16 protein-coding genes are annotated in these 17,211 nt (G+C 60.2%); 10 read left to right on the forward strand and 6 right to left on the reverse strand.

Going from position 1 to position 17,211, the window contains the following annotated elements; genetic code table 11:
* The first annotated feature begins 128 nt into the window (after positions 1–128).
* From AC1DVE_RS01835 to tsaC, 3 genes are all read left to right on the forward strand, one after another.
* Positions 129–953, forward strand: coding sequence for a peptidoglycan-binding protein (locus AC1DVE_RS01835; protein ID WP_223455144.1), 825 nt, complete (start codon positions 129–131; stop codon positions 951–953).
* Positions 954–1,034: 81 nt separating this feature from the next.
* A complete protein-coding gene (gene dprA / locus AC1DVE_RS01840; protein WP_223455142.1) occupies positions 1,035–2,141 on the forward strand; it encodes a DNA-processing protein DprA in 1,107 nt (368 codons plus the stop codon).
* 54 nt (positions 2,142–2,195) lie between these two features.
* Positions 2,196–2,753 carry an L-threonylcarbamoyladenylate synthase type 1 TsaC gene (gene tsaC / locus AC1DVE_RS01845; protein WP_057397341.1) on the forward strand — a complete coding sequence of 186 codons (558 nt, stop codon included), beginning with the start codon at positions 2,196–2,198 and terminating at the stop codon, positions 2,751–2,753.
* Positions 2,754–2,904: 151 nt separating this feature from the next.
* Here tsaC and AC1DVE_RS01850 read toward each other — a convergent pair whose 3' ends face one another.
* Positions 2,905–3,882 carry an NADPH:quinone reductase gene (locus AC1DVE_RS01850; protein WP_223455140.1) on the reverse strand — a complete coding sequence of 326 codons (978 nt, stop codon included), beginning with the start codon at positions 3,880–3,882 and terminating at the stop codon, positions 2,905–2,907.
* Between the two features lie 163 nt (positions 3,883–4,045).
* Here AC1DVE_RS01850 and hemF point away from each other — a divergent pair, with 163 nt between their 5' ends.
* On the forward strand, positions 4,046–4,960 hold the full coding sequence (gene hemF / locus AC1DVE_RS01855; protein ID WP_223455138.1) for an oxygen-dependent coproporphyrinogen oxidase: 915 nt from the start codon (positions 4,046–4,048) through the stop codon (positions 4,958–4,960).
* Positions 4,961–4,973: 13 nt separating this feature from the next.
* Positions 4,974–5,795 carry a shikimate dehydrogenase gene (aroE, locus tag AC1DVE_RS01860; RefSeq protein ID WP_223455137.1) on the forward strand — a complete coding sequence of 274 codons (822 nt, stop codon included), beginning with the start codon at positions 4,974–4,976 and terminating at the stop codon, positions 5,793–5,795.
* A 184-nt stretch (positions 5,796–5,979) separates the two neighbouring features.
* Here aroE and AC1DVE_RS01865 read toward each other — a convergent pair whose 3' ends face one another.
* The 3 genes from AC1DVE_RS01865 to betC all read right to left on the reverse strand — a co-directional run bounded on the left by AC1DVE_RS01865 (position 5,980) and on the right by betC (position 10,191).
* Positions 5,980–7,548: a SulP family inorganic anion transporter gene (locus AC1DVE_RS01865; RefSeq protein WP_223455135.1), complete on the reverse strand. Its 1,569-nt coding sequence runs from the start codon at positions 7,546–7,548 to the stop codon at positions 5,980–5,982.
* Between the two features lie 191 nt (positions 7,549–7,739).
* Positions 7,740–8,660, reverse strand: a complete 921-nt coding sequence (gene choX / locus AC1DVE_RS01870) for a choline ABC transporter substrate-binding protein (RefSeq protein ID WP_477783682.1) — start codon at positions 8,658–8,660, stop codon at positions 7,740–7,742.
* Positions 8,661–8,676: 16 nt separating this feature from the next.
* Positions 8,677–10,191, reverse strand: a complete 1,515-nt coding sequence (gene betC / locus AC1DVE_RS01875) for a choline-sulfatase (protein ID WP_223533989.1) — start codon at positions 10,189–10,191, stop codon at positions 8,677–8,679.
* A 114-nt stretch (positions 10,192–10,305) separates the two neighbouring features.
* Here betC and AC1DVE_RS01880 point away from each other — a divergent pair, with 114 nt between their 5' ends.
* Positions 10,306–11,256: a choline sulfate utilization transcriptional regulator gene (locus tag AC1DVE_RS01880; protein WP_223455129.1), complete on the forward strand. Its 951-nt coding sequence runs from the start codon at positions 10,306–10,308 to the stop codon at positions 11,254–11,256.
* Here AC1DVE_RS01880 and AC1DVE_RS01885 read toward each other — a convergent pair.
* The gene (locus tag AC1DVE_RS01885) at positions 11,253–11,915 is read right to left on the reverse strand and encodes an NAD(P)-dependent oxidoreductase (RefSeq protein WP_223455128.1); all 663 of its coding nucleotides are present in this window, start codon (positions 11,913–11,915) and stop codon (positions 11,253–11,255) included. The two genes, AC1DVE_RS01880 and AC1DVE_RS01885, sit on opposite strands and share 4 nt — an antisense overlap.
* A gap of 86 nt (positions 11,916–12,001) precedes the next feature.
* Here AC1DVE_RS01885 and AC1DVE_RS01890 point away from each other — a divergent pair, with 86 nt between their 5' ends.
* Complete coding sequence (locus AC1DVE_RS01890; RefSeq protein ID WP_223455126.1) at positions 12,002–12,328, forward strand: DOPA 4,5-dioxygenase family protein; 327 nt, start codon at positions 12,002–12,004, stop codon at positions 12,326–12,328.
* On the opposite strand, the gene AC1DVE_RS01895 is transcribed toward AC1DVE_RS01890, so the two are convergent.
* Entirely contained in the window at positions 12,329–12,730 is a 402-nt protein-coding gene (locus AC1DVE_RS01895; RefSeq protein WP_223455124.1) for a GFA family protein, read from the reverse strand.
* 320 nt (positions 12,731–13,050) lie between these two features.
* Between AC1DVE_RS01895 and AC1DVE_RS01900 the strand changes: the two genes are divergently transcribed.
* The 3 genes from AC1DVE_RS01900 (at position 13,051) to AC1DVE_RS01910 (ending at position 17,162) form a co-directional block, all read left to right on the forward strand.
* Positions 13,051–14,358: a CitMHS family transporter gene (locus AC1DVE_RS01900; RefSeq protein ID WP_223455123.1), complete on the forward strand. Its 1,308-nt coding sequence runs from the start codon at positions 13,051–13,053 to the stop codon at positions 14,356–14,358.
* Between the two features lie 85 nt (positions 14,359–14,443).
* Positions 14,444–15,211 carry a TerC family protein gene (locus AC1DVE_RS01905; protein WP_223455121.1) on the forward strand — a complete coding sequence of 256 codons (768 nt, stop codon included), beginning with the start codon at positions 14,444–14,446 and terminating at the stop codon, positions 15,209–15,211.
* 292 nt (positions 15,212–15,503) lie between these two features.
* Positions 15,504–17,162 (forward strand): Na/Pi cotransporter family protein, encoded by a 1,659-nt coding sequence (locus AC1DVE_RS01910; protein WP_223455119.1) that lies wholly within the window; start codon positions 15,504–15,506, stop codon positions 17,160–17,162.
* Positions 17,163–17,211: the final 49 nt, after the last annotated feature.

A 17,211-nucleotide genomic window follows, 5' to 3' on the forward strand; every position in this document is an offset into this window, starting at 1 on the left:
AATGCAGGCTACCGTTGTAAAACGTAGCTCCCTTCTGTTGACAAGCAAGTTTTGACAAGCAAGCCGGGAGCGAGCCACTGAGGGCTCTGGCGTTTCACGCGAACGTACATAATAAAGGGATTCACCGCATGAGGAAATCACTACTCGCCCTGCTGCTCCTGGCTTCGGCCGGTCTGGCGTACGGGCAAGTGCAACTTCGGGAAGATATTCCCACCATAAAGCTGTCGCCTCAGGTGCGCAGCAGCCCAGTGACCGAGGCTATCCCTGGCATTGCGCTGAAATCGATCAACAGCTTTCTGCTGAGCAACCGCATCGTCGACAAGGCCGAGGAATTCGACAAGGCGCCCTATATCGTCGCCGGCGATGCCGAACGCGTACTCAGCGGCGCGGGTGACCGTATCTTTGCCCGCGGCCATTTCGATCCGTCGCAACCGGCGTACGGCATCTTCCGCCAAGGCAAGGTCTACACCGATCCGCAGAGCAAGGAAATCCTGGGGATCAACGCCGACGACATCGGCGGCGGCGAGGTCGTGGCGATCGAAGGTGATATTGCCACCCTGGAGTTGCAACGCACGACCCAGGAGGTCCGCCTCGGCGATCGCTTGTTCAGCGGTGAAGAGCACGCGATCAACTCGACCTTCACGCCGAGCGCACCGAGCCACGAAATCAGCGGTTTGATCATCGATGTGCCGCGTGGGGTCACGCAGATCGGCGAGTTGGACGTGGTTACGCTGAACAAGGGGCAGCGCGACGGCCTGGCCGAAGGCAATCTGCTGGCGGTGATGAAAACCGGCGAAACCGTGCGGGACCGGATCACCGGCCAGCCGTTGAAAATTCCCGATGAGCGCGCCGGTCTGCTCATGGTTTTCCGTACCTACGACAAGCTCAGCTATGGGCTGGTGCTCAGCGCTTCGCGCTCGCTGTCGGTGATGGACAAGGTGCGAAATCCGTAAGAGTGCTTCACAAGTTACCAACAGAGTTATCCACAGCTTATTCCCGTTTGTACGGGTGCTTATTACGATCAAGGATGATCCATGTCGCTGCCTACTGTTACACCGGTTTCCCCCGCGGAACTGGAAGCTCGATTACGTCTGCACCGTTTGCCGGAACTCGGTCCGGCACGGTTCAAGAAGCTGCTTGAAGCCTTTGGCTCGGCGTCCAAAGCGATCAGCGCACCGGCCAGTGCCTGGCGCGCGCTGGGTTTGCCACTGGCCTGTTCCGAGGCCAGGCGTAGCACTGAGATCCGTGATGGCGCCAGTCATGCATTGGCCTGGCTGGAGCATCCGGCCCAGCATTTACTGATGTGGGACCAACCGGACTACCCGGCCCTGTTGGCACAAATCAGCGATGCACCGCCGCTGTTATTTGTCGCGGGCGATCCGGGCATTCTGGAAAAACCACAACTGGCGATGGTCGGCAGCCGTCGCGCGTCCCGGCCGGGGATGGACACCGCTGCCGCGTTTTCCCGCAGCCTGGCGGGTGCCGGTTTTGTCATTACCAGCGGCCTGGCCCTGGGCATTGACGCTGCCGCGCACCAGGCCGCGCTCGACGTCGGCGGGCAAACGGTCGGTGTGCTCGGTACGGGGCTCGAGAAGTTTTATCCACAGCGAAACAGACGCTTGGCGGACGCCATGATCGCTTCGGGTAGCGCAGTGCTTTCGGAGTTTCCGCTGGATGCAGGCCCCAGCGCTAGCAACTTCCCCCGGCGCAACCGGATCATCAGTGGTTTGTCACTCGGGGTGCTGGTGGTCGAAGCCAGTGTCGCCAGCGGTTCACTGATCACCGCGAGGCTGGCGGCGGAACAGGGGCGTGAGGTGTTTGCGATGCCCGGGTCGATCCATCACCCCGGCGCCCGCGGCTGTCATCAGTTGATTCGGGACGGTGCGGTGCTGGTGGAAACCATCGAACATATCCTTGAAGCCTTGCGCGGCTGGCAACGACTGTCGTTATCTACAGAAACCTGCACCCCTACGACGACTCACCCACTGCTGAAACTGCTGCATGCCGCGCCTCACACCAGTGAAGCGCTGGCCGACGCAAGCGGCTGGGCCTTGCCGAAAGTGCTGGCGGCGCTGACGGAACTGGAAATGGATGGCCGCGCCGTGTGCGAAAGCGGGCGCTGGTTTGCGCGGGTGAGCTAGGTTTTATAAACAAGATCGGTAAACTGCGCAGAGCCTTAGTCTGGAGTGTTTTTCATGGTCAACAGTTGGCGTGTGCAACAAGCCGCGCAAGCAATTCGCGCCGGGGCGGTGATTGCCTACCCAACCGAAGCAGTCTGGGGCCTGGGTTGCGACCCGTGGGACGAGGAAGCGGTGGAGCGTCTGCTGCTGATCAAGGGCCGGTCTGTGGATAAGGGGCTGATTCTGGTCGCCGACAACATCCGTCAGTTCGATTTCCTCTTCGAAGACTTCCCCGAGTTGTGGATGGATCGCATGGCCAGCACTTGGCCGGGTCCGAACACCTGGCTGGTGCCGCACCAGAACCTGCTGCCGGAGTGGATTACCGGCGTGCATGAAACCGTGGCGCTACGGGTCAGCGATCACCCACTGGTGCGGGACTTGTGCGCGCTGGTCGGGCCGCTGGTGTCGACGTCGGCCAACCCGCAGGGACGCCCGGCGGCACGTACGCGGATTCGCGTCGAACAGTATTTCCGTGGCCAGGTGGATCTGGTGCTGGGTGGCAATCTGGGCGGGCGCAAGAACCCGAGCGTGATTCGCGATCTGGCGACCGGCAAGGTTGTGCGCCCGGACTAAAGCTGGATGGACATGTGGCGAGGGAGCTTGCTCCCGTTCGGGTGCGCAGCACCCGCAAAATCTGCAGTCGCGTTGTAACTGAAACTACACAGTTGCCGAATGCAGGGCTGCTGCGCAGCCCAACGGGAGCAAGCTCTCTCGCCATAGAGGGTTATGGCAACAAAACAACCGAACCTGTCGTGCGCCGCGCCGACAACTCGGTCTGCGCCTTCGCCGCGTCAGCCAGTGGATAACGCTGGCTGATGTCCACGGTCAGCTTGCCGCCGATGATCATCTCGAACAACTCGTCGGCCATGCGTTGCAGATTCTCGGCGTTGTTCGCATAAGTGCCCAGTGTTGGCCGGGTCACGTACAGCGAGCCTTTCCCTGCCAGGATCCCCAGGTTCACCCCGTCGACCGCGCCGGACGCATTGCCGAAACTCACCACCAGCCCGCGCGGCGCGGCGCTGTCGAGTGAGGTCAGCCAGGTGTCCTTGCCAACGCCGTCGTACACCACCGGGACTTTTTTGCCGTCGGTCAATTCCAGCACGCGTTGCGCGACATTTTCATGGCTGTAGTCGATGGTCGCCCATGCACCGTTGGCCTTGGCCAAAGCGGCTTTCTCCGCCGAGCTGACGGTGCCGATCAGCTTCACGCCCAAGGCCCTGGCCCATTGGCAAGCCAGGGAACCGACCCCTCCGGCCGCGGCATGGAACAGGATGGTTTCGCCACCCTTGAGTTCATAAGTCTGACGCAGCAGGTACTGCACGGTCAGGCCCTTGAGCATCACGCCGGCGGCCTGTTCGAAGCTGATGGCGTCCGGCAGTTTCACCAGATTGGCTTCGGGCAAGACGTGAACATCGCTGTAGGCGCCCAGAGGGCCACTGCCATAGGCCACGCGATCGCCGATCTTGAAGCGGGTCACGTCGCTGCCCACCGCCTCGACCACGCCCGCACCTTCTGAACCGACACCCGACGGCAGGGACGGCGGCGGGTACAGGCCGCTGCGGTAATAGGTGTCGATGAAGTTCAGGCCGATGGCCTTGTTGGTCACGCGCACTTCCTTCGGACCTGGCTCGGCGGGTTGGTAATCCACATATTCGAGCACTTCGGGGCCGCCATGGGCGCGGAACTGGATACGCTTTGCCATCAGAACTCTCCATAGGTCGTTTTACCAAGCTCCCTATCGGACTCCTAAGCTTGATCTTCGTCAACTGCGACGGGGTGACTTGCGATGGTATGCTACGCGCCCATTTGCGCAGGCTGAGCTCCAATGGAGCGCCGCGTTGTTTTGCCCGATTCAAGGTGATGACATGACGACCCGCACCGAGGCCGTAAAAGCCTACCTGCTCGACCTGCAAGACCGCATTTGCTCCGCCCTGGAAGCCGAAGACGGTGGCACGCAATTCGTCGAAGACGCCTGGACCAGGCCAGCGGGCGGTGGCGGTCGCACCCGTGTGATAGAAAACGGCGCGGTGATTGAAAAGGGTGGGGTCAACTTTTCCCATGTCTTCGGCAGCGGTCTTCCACCGTCTGCCAGCGCTCATCGACCGGAACTGGCCGGCCGTGGCTTCGAAGCCCTCGGCGTGTCGCTGGTGATTCACCCGCACAACCCCCATGTGCCGACTTCCCACGCCAACGTGCGCTTTTTCATCGCGGAAAAAGAAGGTGAAGAACCGGTCTGGTGGTTTGGTGGCGGCTTTGACCTGACCCCGTATTACGGCAACGAAGAAGACTGCATCCACTGGCACCGCGTCGCCGAGCAGGCCTGTGCGCCATTCGGACCGGACGTCTACCCGCGTTTCAAGGCCTGGTGCGACAGCTACTTCCACATCAAGCATCGCCACGAGCCGCGAGGCATCGGTGGGTTGTTTTTCGACGACCTGAACGAGTGGGACTTCGACACCAGCTTCGCCTTCATGCGCGCCATCGGCGACGCGTACATCGACGCTTATCTGCCGATCGTGCAGCGCCGCAAAAACGATGCGTTCACCGCCCAACAGCGTGAGTTCCAGGAATTCCGCCGTGGCCGCTACGTTGAATTCAATCTGGTCTACGACCGCGGCACGCTGTTCGGCTTGCAATCGGGTGGGCGTACCGAGTCGATCTTGATGTCGCTGCCACCGCAAGTGCGCTGGGGTTACGACTGGAAGGCCGAGCCCGGTAGCGAAGAAGCGCGCCTGACCGAGTACTTCCTGCAAGACCGCGATTGGTTGGCCGAAGCCTGAACGAGGAATACTGATGGACCGTTATGTCGTATTCGGTAACCCGATTGGCCACAGCAAGTCGCCGCTGATCCATCGCCTGTTCGCCGAGCAGACTGCGCAAAAGCTGGACTACAACACGCTGCTGGCGCCACTCGACGACTTTTCCACCTGCGCCCGGACGTTTTTCCTCGAAGGACGCGGCGCCAATGTGACGGTGCCTTTCAAGGAAGAAGCCTATCGATTGGCGAACAGCCTGACGGCGCGGGCGCAACGGGCGGGCGCGGTCAATACCTTGAGCAAACTGGCCGATGGCAGTCTGCTGGGCGACAACACCGACGGCGCCGGGTTGGTGCGCGACCTGACGGTCAATGCCGGGTTCAGTCTCAAGGGCAAACGCATCCTGCTGCTCGGTGCCGGCGGCGCGGTGCGCGGTGCTTTGGAGCCCTTGCTGGCCGAGCAACCGGCATCGGTGATCATCGCCAACCGCACGGTGGAAAAGGCCGAATTGCTGGCGGAACTGTTCTGCGATCTGGGGCCGGTCTCGGCCAGCGGCTATGACTGGTTGCTGGAGTCGGTGGACCTGATCATCAACGCGACGTCGGCGAGCCTGACCGGCGATGTGCCGCCGATTGCGTCCAGCCTGATCGAACCGGGCAAAACGGTGTGCTACGACATGATGTACAGCAAGGAACCGACTTCGTTCTGCCGCTGGGCCAGCGAACACGGGGCTGCGGTGGCGATGGATGGCTTGGGGATGCTGGCCGAGCAAGCGGCGGAAGCGTTCTTCCTGTGGCGCGGTGTGCGACCGGATACGGTGCCGGTGCTGGCTGAATTGCGTCGGCAGTTGGCCCTGTAGATTTCTCTGGTCAGACAGATTTTCTGTGGCGAGGGAGCTTGCTCCCGCTGGGCTGCGCAGCGGCCCTAAAACCTGCCATGCCATGTATCAGGCAGAATGCGTTAACCAATTTGCGGGCGCTTCGCACCCGAGCGGGAGCAAGCTCCCTCGCCACAGGGTTGAGTGGTGCTGTCAAAGAAGGTGTTCAGTCTTCGAACCGGATCGGGCACTTCTGCGCCCCTTCCAGCTTCCTCAGTTCTTCCACCACCTGCGGCCGGGCCCGGCGCAATGTCAGGCTGCGGTCCTGGCGAAGCAGGCGCCGCGCTTCCTGATGCAGCATTTCCACCCCTGAATAGTCGATGAAGTTGATCTGCTGCGCCTCGATCACCACGCGCGCGCCGTTCATGCGTTGCAGGCGCACTTGCAGGTAATGGCTGGCGCCGAAAAAGATCGAACCGCCCACCCGCAGAATGTCTTCCTCGCCATCTCGCACATGCTGCACCCGTGGTTGCGATGTGCGCTTGAGGTAGAAAAAAAGCGAGGCCAGCACGCCGGCGTAGATCGCCGTTTGCAATTCCAGCAGTAGCGTGGCGACGCAGGTCAGCGCCATGACCACGAACTCAGCGCGGCTGACCCGCAACAACGCGCGAATGCCGCGATGGTCCACCAGTCCCCAGGCGATCAACAGAATGCTCCCGGCCATGGCCGGAATCGGGATGTGTGCGATCAGGCTCGCGCCGAAGATCGCAAACAGCGCCACCCACAATGCCGAAAAAACCCCGGCCAGTGGCGAACAGGCCCCTGCTTCATAGCTCAGGGCTGAGCGAGTGAAGGAGCCGGCCGACAGCGAGCCGGAAAAAAACGCACCGACGATGTTCGATAGGCCTTGGGCACGAACTTCCTGATTCGCGTCGAGTAATTGCTGCGAACGTGCAGAAATCGAGCGGGCAATCGACAGGCTGGTTACCAGCCCGAGCATACCGACCGCCACCGCGCTGGGCAGCAGGCGCAGGATCAGATCGAGGTCCAGCGGCAACGGACTGAAGGGCGGCAGTTTGCCGGTAAAGGCGCTGACCAGTTGCACATGCCCGAACATTGATGGCCAAAGCCAAACCAGCAATGCACCCAGCACCAAAGTGATCAACAGCGTCGGCCAGCGTGGCAACCACAGCTTGAGGATCACGCCCACCACCACCGTCGCCAGTCCCAGTACCAGCGAAGGTTTGTCCATTTCGCCGAGATGGCGCAACAACGTGATGAAACTGTCCAGAGCGGTGGCCTGGCTGGGCAAGTCCAGCCCCAGCAGGTTAGGCAATTGACCGATGGCAATCACCACGGCCGCGCCCAGGGTAAAACCCAGCACCACCGAGTGCGAGACGAAATTCACCAGTGCGCCAAAGCGCAGCAACCCCAGCAGCCACTGAAAGAGGCCGGCAAGAAACGTCAGCAACAGGATCAACATGACGTAGTCCTGTGACGCTGGAACGGCCAGAGGACTGACGCTGGCGTACAGGACAATGGAGATGGCCGCCGTAGGACCGCAGATCAAATGCCACGACGAACCCCAGAGACAAGCGATCAGCACCGGGATGATTGCGGCGTACAGGCCGTATTCCGGCGGCAGGCCGGCAATCAGTGCATAGGCAATGGATTGCGGCAACGCGAGAATCGCGCCGCTGAGGCCAACGATCAGGTCACGACCGACACTGGCGCGGGTTTGCCGGGGTAGCCAGGTGAGGAAGGGGAAGAGTGAATGGCGGCTTGGCAGGGCCATGGGGCCTCTCGGTTGGGGATTTTGCGCAAGGGTAGCAGGACAAGGCGATCATTGTGGCGAGGGAGCTTGCTCCCGCTGGACCGCGTAGCGGTCCCAAAAGGGCAATCACGATATGTCTGACTCATCGAGGTAACCGGATTGCGTCTGCTGCGCAGCCGAGCGGGAGCAAGCTCCCTCGCCACAGGTAATCATCAGAGTTTGGCTTTGACCGCTGGCAACGCATCCTGCCCATCCACGGTCTTCACCCCATCGAGCCATTTATCCAGCACCGCCGGGTTGGCCTTGATCCACGCCTTGGCCGCGACGGCATTGCTGACTTTCTTGTTCACCACCTCGGCCATGATGCTGTTCTCCATGTCCTGGGTGAAGCTCAGGTTGGTCAGCAGTTTGCCGACGTTCGGGCAGGCCTGTGCATAACCTTTGCGGGTCAGGGTATGCACGCTGCCGGTGTCGCCGAAGTATTTCTCGCCACCCTTCAGATAGTGCATTTTCAGCTGCACGTTCATCGGGTGCGGGGTCCAGCCGAGGAAGGTCACGAATTTCTGTTTTTTCACCGCACGGGACACTTCCGCCAGCATTGCCTGCTCGCTGGACTCGACCAGTTTCCACTGACCCATGTCGAAATCGTTTTTCTTGATGATCTCTTGCAGCGAGATGTTCGCCGGCGCGCCGGAGCCGATGCCGTAGATCTTGCGGTCGAACTTGTCGGCGTATTTGTTCAGGTCGGCAAAGTTATGCACACCCGCGTCCCACACGTAGTCCGGAACGGCGAGGGTGAATTCGGTGCCGTCGAGGTTCTTCGCCAGTTGCGTGACATCGCCGTTGGCGACGAACTTGTCGTAGAAGCCCTGCTGCGCCGGCATCCAATTACCCAGGAACACATCGACCTGGCCATCCTTGAGCCCGCCAAAGGTGATCGGCACCGCGAGGGTGTCGACCTTGGCCTTGTAGCCCATGCCGTCCAGCAGAAACCCGGTGATGGCATTGGTCGCGGCGATGTCGCTCCAGCCCGGGTCGGCCATTTTCACGGTCTCGCAACTCTGATCGGCAAACGCCGATGCACTGCCCAGAGCCAGGAGCCCGACCGTCAGAACTGTGGATAACCTTTGCATGGACTTCCCCTTAACATTATTGGTTTTGGCAGGGTTGTGGATAACGTGCTTTACGCTCCAGATCGTCGAGGTCGATGTGGTTGCGCATGTACTGTTGACTGGCGTCCACCAGCGGCTGGTGATCCCAGCTCTTCAGCTTGCCGAGGGTCAGCGCCTCGGCGACGAAACGCCGGCGTCGCTGGCTGGCGAGCACCTGCTGGTGAATCGCCGGAATATTCCATTTTGCCCGCGCTTCGGCGAGAAAATCGTCGAAAAGTTGGCGATATTGCGGCGAATGGCTGAGTTCTTCGAGTTCGTGAGGGTCATTGTGTACGTCGAAGAGTAGGCAAGGGTCGTCTTCGCTGTAGATGAATTTGTGGGCACCGCGGCGGATCATCATCAACGGGCTGATGGTGCCTTCGGCCATGTATTCGCCGAACACTTCGTCGTGACCGCCCTGCCCTTGCAGGTGCGGGACCAGCGAGCGGCCATCCAGCGGCAAGCCCGGTTCCAGTGCGCCGCCGGCCAGTTCGACGAAGGTCGGCAACAGGTCCGCCGTGGAAACACTGGCGCTGACCCGGCCGGCGCCGAATTGCCCCGGTGCGCTGATCAGCAGCGGCACCCGTGCGGCCATTTCGTACCAGTGCATTTTGTACCAGAGGCCACGCTCGCCGAGCATGTCGCCGTGATCGCCGGAGAACACGATGACGGTGTCATCGATCAGCCCGGTATCTTCGAGGGTTTGCAGGAGTTTGCCGACGTTGCTGTCGATATAGCTGCACGCGCCGAAATAGGCGCGTCGGGCATCGCGGATCTTGTCCACAGGCAGTGGCTTGTCCCACAGGTCGTAGACCTTGAGCAGACGTTGCGAGTGCGGATCGAGGGCAAGCGGGTCCGGGGTTGCAGGCAGCGGGATATCGGCATCGTCGTACAAATCCCAGAAAGCCTTGGGAATGGTGTACGGATCGTGTGGGTGAGTCATGGAAACGGTCAGGCAGAACGGCTGGTCGCCATCCTCGCGGATATGGTCGAACAGGTACTGCTGGGCCTTGAACACCACTTCTTCGTCGAAATCCAGCTGATTGGTGCGCACGCACGGGCCCGCTTGCAGCACCGACGACATGTTGTGATACCAGGTCGGGCGCACGTCCGGTTCATCCCAGTTCACCGCCCAGCCGTAGTCGGCCGGGTAAATGTCACTGGTCAGGCGTTCTTCGTAGCCATGCAGCTGGTCTGGCCCGCAGAAATGCATCTTGCCCGACAGGGCAGTGCGGTAGCCGAGGCGGCGCAGGTAGTGGGCGTAGGTCGGTACATCGGCGGGGAAATCGGCGGCGTTGTCGTAGGCGCCGATCTTGCTTGGTAGCTGGCCGCTGACCAGGGTGAAACGCGACGGCGCGCACAGGGGGCTGTTGCAATAAGCGGAATCGAACACCACGCCTTGTGCGGCGAGGCGGCTGAGATGAGGCAGTTTGATGGGCGATGGGCCGTAGAACGGCAACATTGGCGCGGCCATTTGATCGGCCATGATGAAAAGAATGTTCTTGCGCTTCATGTGATCGCGGCATTCCATAGTGGATGTTTATGCGAGAGTGCTGGCTTCGAGAATGAAACCCTCGCACCTTGCGGTAAAGCCCATGCGCGGCAATGACTAGGATAAGCACAGCTTATGTATGACGCCCTTGGTGACCTGTCACTGGATCTGCTTCGAGCCTTCGAAGCGGCGGCCCGTCAGCGCAGCTTCACCGCGGCGGCGGTTGAGCTGGGCACCACGCAACCGGCCATCAGCCAGCAGATCAAACGCCTGGAAGAACAACTGGCGACACGCCTGTTCGACCGTATTTATCGCGGTATAGAGTTGACCGAGGCCGGGCAGATCCTTTTTGAACAGGTTCAGCTCGGTTTGCAGAACATCGACGCAGGATTGAGTGCAATCAGCGCTCAGCAACAGCATGAAGTACTGCAGGTTGCTACGGATTTTGCTTTCGCCGCCTATTGGTTGATGCCGCGTCTGCACCGCTTTCACGCGGCCAATCCACAGGTGGATGTCAGCCTGGTCACCAGTGAACGCAGCCATAACATGCTACGTACCGATATCGATGTGGCGGTGCTGTTCGGCGATGGCCGCTTCAAGCAGGGTGAAAGCCATTGGCTGTTCAGCGAAGAAGTGTTTCCGGTGTGCAGCCCGCAGTTGTTGAGTGAGCGTGCGCTGCCCTTGCCGGCCCAGGCATTGCTGGAGTTTCCGTTGCTGCACCTGCGTGGGGAACACAGCAGTAACTGGTTCGACTGGAGTGGTGTATTCCGCGAACTGGGCATCACTTCGCCCCCAGCGCCCGGGCAGTTGCGTTTCGACAATTACACTTTGTTGATTCAGGCGGCGATTGGCGGCCAGGGCGTGGCCATTGGCTGGCGCCACCTTGTGGATAACTTGCTGGCGCAAGGGTTGTTGTGCCGACCGATCGGCGAAACGGTGATGTCGAGGCTGGGTTATTACGTGGTCCTGCCCCAGCGCAAACGGCGCGGAGCGCTGATCCAGCAGTTTGTGGATTGGTTGATGGCCGAACAGGCCAGCAGTGCGCAATCGCTCAACGGCCTGACGCTGCCGTCCATTGCGGTTTAGCTGTCGGTTGCGATGAAGTTGACGTGCTCTCGGATGTGCAGGTTCAAGTGCAATTCATCGGCAATGCCCACGGCGGTGCGGGCCAGCCGTCTGAGCGGTTCGGCTAGCCCCGGCTCGAGGTTGCCCCCGATTTGGGCAAAATGTTCGATGGTCAGTCCCGGTACACCGCGCGGTTCATTAACCAGCGTCCAGTGCAAAGGACTGCTTTGCAGTGCCTCGCGGATTTCCTCGGCGGCGTGACGCTGCAAGCTGTCCTCGGCTTCCGGATCGTCCAGCACGTCGAAATCACCCACCAGAAACAATCGGGCGATGTTTGCTGCCTGCATGCCATCGATTAGTGCATCCACTGCCAGAACCTGCTCGACCGGGCCCGGTACGATGGTTTTTTCTATGTGTTCGCTGTTGAACGGTAAGCCTGGAGCGTCCAGTAAACAGATAACCACGGAGCTGCCGGCCACGCTCTGCTTGACCCTTTGCGCGTCGAACAGGTCGCCAGTCTTGGTGCGCAGCCCCGGACGGGGTGCCAGCGCATTGAGGTCATCGAGAATTGCGATCACTTCATGCTGGCGCCGCAGCATTTCAGCCATCAGCGCACTGCCCAGGCTACTCATGGCACCATAAAGCACCACTTTAACGACGGGGGTTTCGGCATTTTTCATAGCTGGGCTTCCTGTTTTCCAGCGCCTATATGATGTTTGACCCGCAGGAACCGGCGAGGGTTCGAACAGTTTTCAGAGGGGTTCAGATGCAGCAGATCACGGGTTACCACGCCCACGTTTATTTCGAGGCCAGCACGATCGGGCAGGCGCGGGCCTTGTGTGAGCAGGCAGCGCAATTGTTTCCACTGAAAATGGGCCGCGTGCACGAGCGCCCGGTCGGTCCGCATCCGGACTGGAGCTGCCAGTTGGCGTTCGAGCCGCAGGTGCTGGGCGACGTGCTGCCGTGGCTGGCGCTGAACCGCAAGGGTCTGGTGGTGTTTCTGCACCCGGATACCGGAGACGATTTGCTTGACCACACTGAGCACGCGATCTGGATGGGCGCTATTCGGCCGTTGGACCTGTCTATTTTTTGATCAGAGTGTTTCTTCGGCCTCGCCGGGCAAGTGTTCGTCCAGGTGCAGCCATGGCAAGCGGCTATCGGTCCAGATGTGCCGCTCGGCCGGTGCTTGCTCGGGATGGTCGAGGGTGGCGATGGTCAGGTCGATGCTTTCCGGACTCAGGTGCGTCATCAGCGCCAGTTGCGCCCCACAGTGGCCGCAGAAATATCGCGCGCAGGTGGATGAAGAATCGTACCGCGACGGCGTCCCGGCCAGCCATTGAAAGGCCGATGCCGGCACGGTGATCCAGGTGGTCACGATGCCGCCGCTGACCCGTCGGCATATCGAACAATGGCAGTGGGCGATATCGTGCAGCGGCCCGCTGAATTGATAGCGCAGTTGCCCGCAATGGCAGCCGCCGGTGTGAAGTTCGCCCATGTTCAACCTCCCGCCCTGTGTTCAGGGACTTGAAACCCAATCCGACGATCGGTTGCACATCCGGTCCTTGCTTTCATTGGCGAAAGCTGGCTGAAAGCTTCCCCGATTAGGATCGCCCCCACTACCGGCAACAGACCGGTTGGCCAATGCCAGCGTTTTATCGCTCGCACAGCCCATTTAACAACAACAATGGTGATTCTGATGTCCTCTTCTACCCGCCGCTTCGCTGCAACTCCGCCCGTACGTCTCGTGCTTCCCGTTCTGCGCTGATCCCGCCCGATCCGCCCATTCCCTAGCCGCGCTACGCCTGGAGTATTCCCATGCTGACTTTCCTTGGCTTCGCCATGGTCATCACGTTCATGTTCCTGATCATGACCAAGCGCCTGTCCGCGCTGATCGCCCTGATCATCATTCCGATCATCTTTGCCCTGTTCGGCGGTTTTTCGCCGAAGATTGGCCCGATGATGCTCGAAGGTATCACCAAGCTTGCGCCAACCGGCGTGATGCTGATGTTCGCTATCTTATACTTCGCCCTGATGATCGACTCCGGCCTGTTCGACCCGGCCGTGCGCAAGATTCTCAAACTGGTCAAGGGCGACCCGTTGAAAGTTTCGGTCGGTACCGCCGTACTGGCGCTCGTCGTTTCCCTCGATGGTGACGGCGCGACCACTTATATGATCTGCGTAGCCGCCATGCTGCCGCTCTACAGCCGTATCGGCATGAGCCCGCGGATCATGGCCGGCCTGATCATCCTCGCCGGTGGCGTGATGAACATGACCCCATGGGGCGGCCCGACCGCTCGCGCTGCCAGTGCGTTGCATGTGGACCCGTCCGACATCTTCGTACCGATGATTCCTGCGATGTTGGCCGGTGTGGTGGCGATCCTGGTCATCGCCTACTTCTACGGCAAGCGTGAACGTGCTCGCCTGGGTGAACTGCACCTGGTGGGCGATGAAATCGACCACAGCGAAATCAGCGTTTCGCAGTTCCCGGATGCCCGTCGTCCGAACCTGATCTGGTTCAACGGCGCCCTGACCCTGGGCCTGATGGGCACCCTGATCGCCGGCCTGCTGCCATTGCCGGTGCTGTTCATGGTGGCGTTCAGTATCGCCATGATCGTCAACTATCCTTGCCTGCAACAGCAGAAGGATCGCGTCGCGGCTCACGCCGGTAGCGTGCTGGCGGTAGTTGGGTTGATCTTTGCGGCCGGTATCTTCACCGGTATCCTGACCGGCACCGGGATGGTCGACGCCATGTCGAAAAGCCTGTTGGCGGTGATTCCGGATTTCCTCGGCCCGTACATGGCGGTGATCACTGCGCTGGTCAGCATGCCGTTCACCTTCTTCATGTCGAACGATGCATTTTATTACGGCGTGTTACCTGTTCTTGCCGAGGCCGCTAGCCATTACGGTATAACCGCGGTGGAAATGGCACGTGCCTCGATCGTCGGTCAGCCCGTCCACCTGTTGAGCCCGCTGGTTCCATCGACCTACCTGTTGGTGGCCCTGGCCGGCATCGATTTCGGTGACCACCAGCGCTTCACTCTCAAGTGGGCAGTGCTGGTTTGTATCTGCATACTGATTGCTGCACTGCTGTTGGGGACTTTCCCGGTGTTCAGCACTCTATAAGCCCAAGACTCACCACTTCGGGTCCAGGCTTCGCTGTTTGAAGCCCGGGCCCGTTGTGGTTTAACAATCGCTCAAAGGAATACACATGGAATGGCTGACCAACCCTGAAATCTGGGTTGCCTTCTTCACCCTGACCGCCCTGGAAATCGTCCTGGGCATCGATAACATCATCATGATTTCGATCCTGGTCAGCCGCATGCCCAAACACATGCAGGCGCGCACCCGGATTTTCGGTCTGGCGCTGGCCATGGTCACGCGAATCCTGCTTCTGCTGTCGATCACCTGGGTCATGCGCCTGACCGCCGACCTGTTCGTAGTATTCGGCCAGGGTATTTCCGGACGCGACCTGATCCTGTTCTTCGGTGGTCTGTTCCTGCTGTGGAAAAGCTCGCAAGAGATGTACCACGCGCTGGAAGGTGAAGATGAAAGCAACGACGAACCTTCGGGCAAGGGCGGCAACTTCCTCTACACCATCGTCCAGATCGCGATCATCGACATCGTGTTCTCCCTGGACTCGGTAATCACCGCAGTCGGCATGGTGTCCCACGTACCGGTCATGATCGCGGCAATCATCGTGGCCGTGCTGGTGATGATGTGGGCATCTGGCACAATCAGTGAGTTCATCGACAAGCACCCATCGCTGAAGATGCTGGCGCTGTCGTTCCTGTTGATCGTCGGTACGGTGCTGATTGCCGAATCCTTCGACGTGCACGTGCCGAAGGGCTACGTCTACTTCGCCATGGCGTTCTCTCTGGCAGTGGAAGCGATCAACATCAGGATGCGCACTGCCATCGCGAAAAAGAAGAAACAGCAGGATCCGGTAAAGCTGCGCAAGGACATTCCGGGCCAGTAACCCGAAAGCGCTAAATACGCAAAACCTGTGGGAGCGAGCCTGCTCGCGATGGCGGTCTGTCAGTCAACATCAAAGTTGAATCTGATGGCCTCATCGCGAGCAGGCTCGCTCCCACTTTGTTTTGGCTGGTTACATGAATCTGTTTTCATGACGGTTTTGTTTCAATCCCTTCTTTGGCTATGCGATGCTGGCGCGAAGACCGTTAGCCAACTACAGCTTAAGTACAGAACGTAGAACGTCACGCGGTACCGTCAACTTGCTCCTTTGGGGCGCTACACCACAGGGGGTCATTATGCTCACCCTGCTCAATTTACTTTCTGCCGTGGCCCTGCTGATCTGGGGCACGCACATCGTCCGAACCGGCATCCTGCGGGTCTACGGCACCAATCTGCGCCATGTCATTGGCCACAACATGTCCAAACGCTGGCTGGCTTTCGCCTCCGGGATCGCCGTGACAGCGATGGTCCAGAGCAGCAACGCCACCGCCATGCTGGTCACCTCCTTTGTCGGCCAGGGCTTGATGACGCTGACCCCGGCGCTGGCCACAATGCTTGGCGCGGACGTCGGTACGGCGCTGATGGCGCGGGTGCTGACGTTCGATCTGTCGTGGCTGTCGCCGTTGCTGATTTTTGTCGGGGTGATTTTCTTTCTGTCGCGCAAGCAGACCCGACTCGGGCAGATGGGTCGTGTCGCCATTGGCTTGGGGCTGATCATTCTGGCGCTGCAACTGATTGTCGAAGCGGCGCATCCGATTACCCACGCCAAAGGGGTGAAGGTGATTTTCGCCTCGCTCACCGGCGACATCCTGCTCGACGCCCTGGTCGGCGCGCTGTTCGCGATGATTTCCTATTCCAGCCTGGCTGCTGTGCTGCTGACCGCGACCCTGGCGGGTGCCAACGTGATCAGTCTGCCGGTGGCCATCGGGCTGGTGATCGGCGCCAATATCGGCAGCGGCGTACTCGCCTTCCTCAGCACCAGCATGCAGAACGCCGCCGGGCGCCAAGTAGCGCTTGGCAGCCTGCTGTACAAAATGATTGGTCTTTTATTGATCATTCCGGTGCTCGATCCGCTGGTGCACTGGCTCGATGGCCTGGATTTCAGCCCTCAGGAAATGGTCATTGGCTTTCACCTGCTCTACAACACCGTGCGCTGCCTGATCCTGCTGCCCAGCCTCGAACCGATGGCCAGGTTTTGTGCCTGGGTGCTGCCGGAGCGCCAGCAGGCCAACGGTACGGCCAAGCCCCGGCATCTTGACCCCACGGCATTGGTCACGCCCGGTTTGGCACTGGCCAACGCGGCCCGGGAAACCCTGCGCATGGGCGACCTGATCGACAACATGCTCGAAGCCATGCTCGACGTGTTGCGCGGCAAACAAACCGCCGTCACCCAGGAAATCCGCCGCCTGACCGACGATGTGGAAGCGCTCTACAGCGCGATCAAGTTGTATCTGGCGCAAATGCCCCGGGAAGATCTCAGCGATCAGGACAGCCGGCGCTGGGCGGAAATCATCGAACTGGCGATCAACCTGAAACTCGCCAGCGACTTGATCGAACGCATGCTGCGCAAGATTCAGCAGCAGAAAACCGCGCAGCGTCGGTCGTTTTCCGAAGTCGGGCTGGACGAATTGACCGGGCTGCATGCTCAGTTGATTTCCAACCTGCGACTCGGGATGTCGGTGTTTCTCAGTGGCGACCCGGAAAGTGCCCGCCAGCTGGTGCGTGAAAAACGTCGTTTCCGTGCACAGGAACGGCGTCTGGCCCATGCTCATGTCAGCCGCTTGCAACGTAAAATCGTGCAAAGTATCGAAACCAGTTCGTTGCACCTGGAGCTGATCGCGGACATGAAGCGTCTGAACTCGCTGTTTTGCAGCAGTGCCTACGTGGTGCTGGAAACATCGGAAACCGGCGCGCTGGTGGTCGACGATTTGAGCGACATCACACATTCACCCTGAACGTCCACAGTTGCCTGAAGTCTGTTGAACTTACGCTTGCCGTACGGAA

The sequence above is a fragment of the Pseudomonas sp. P4_B4 genome (assembly GCF_056402255.1).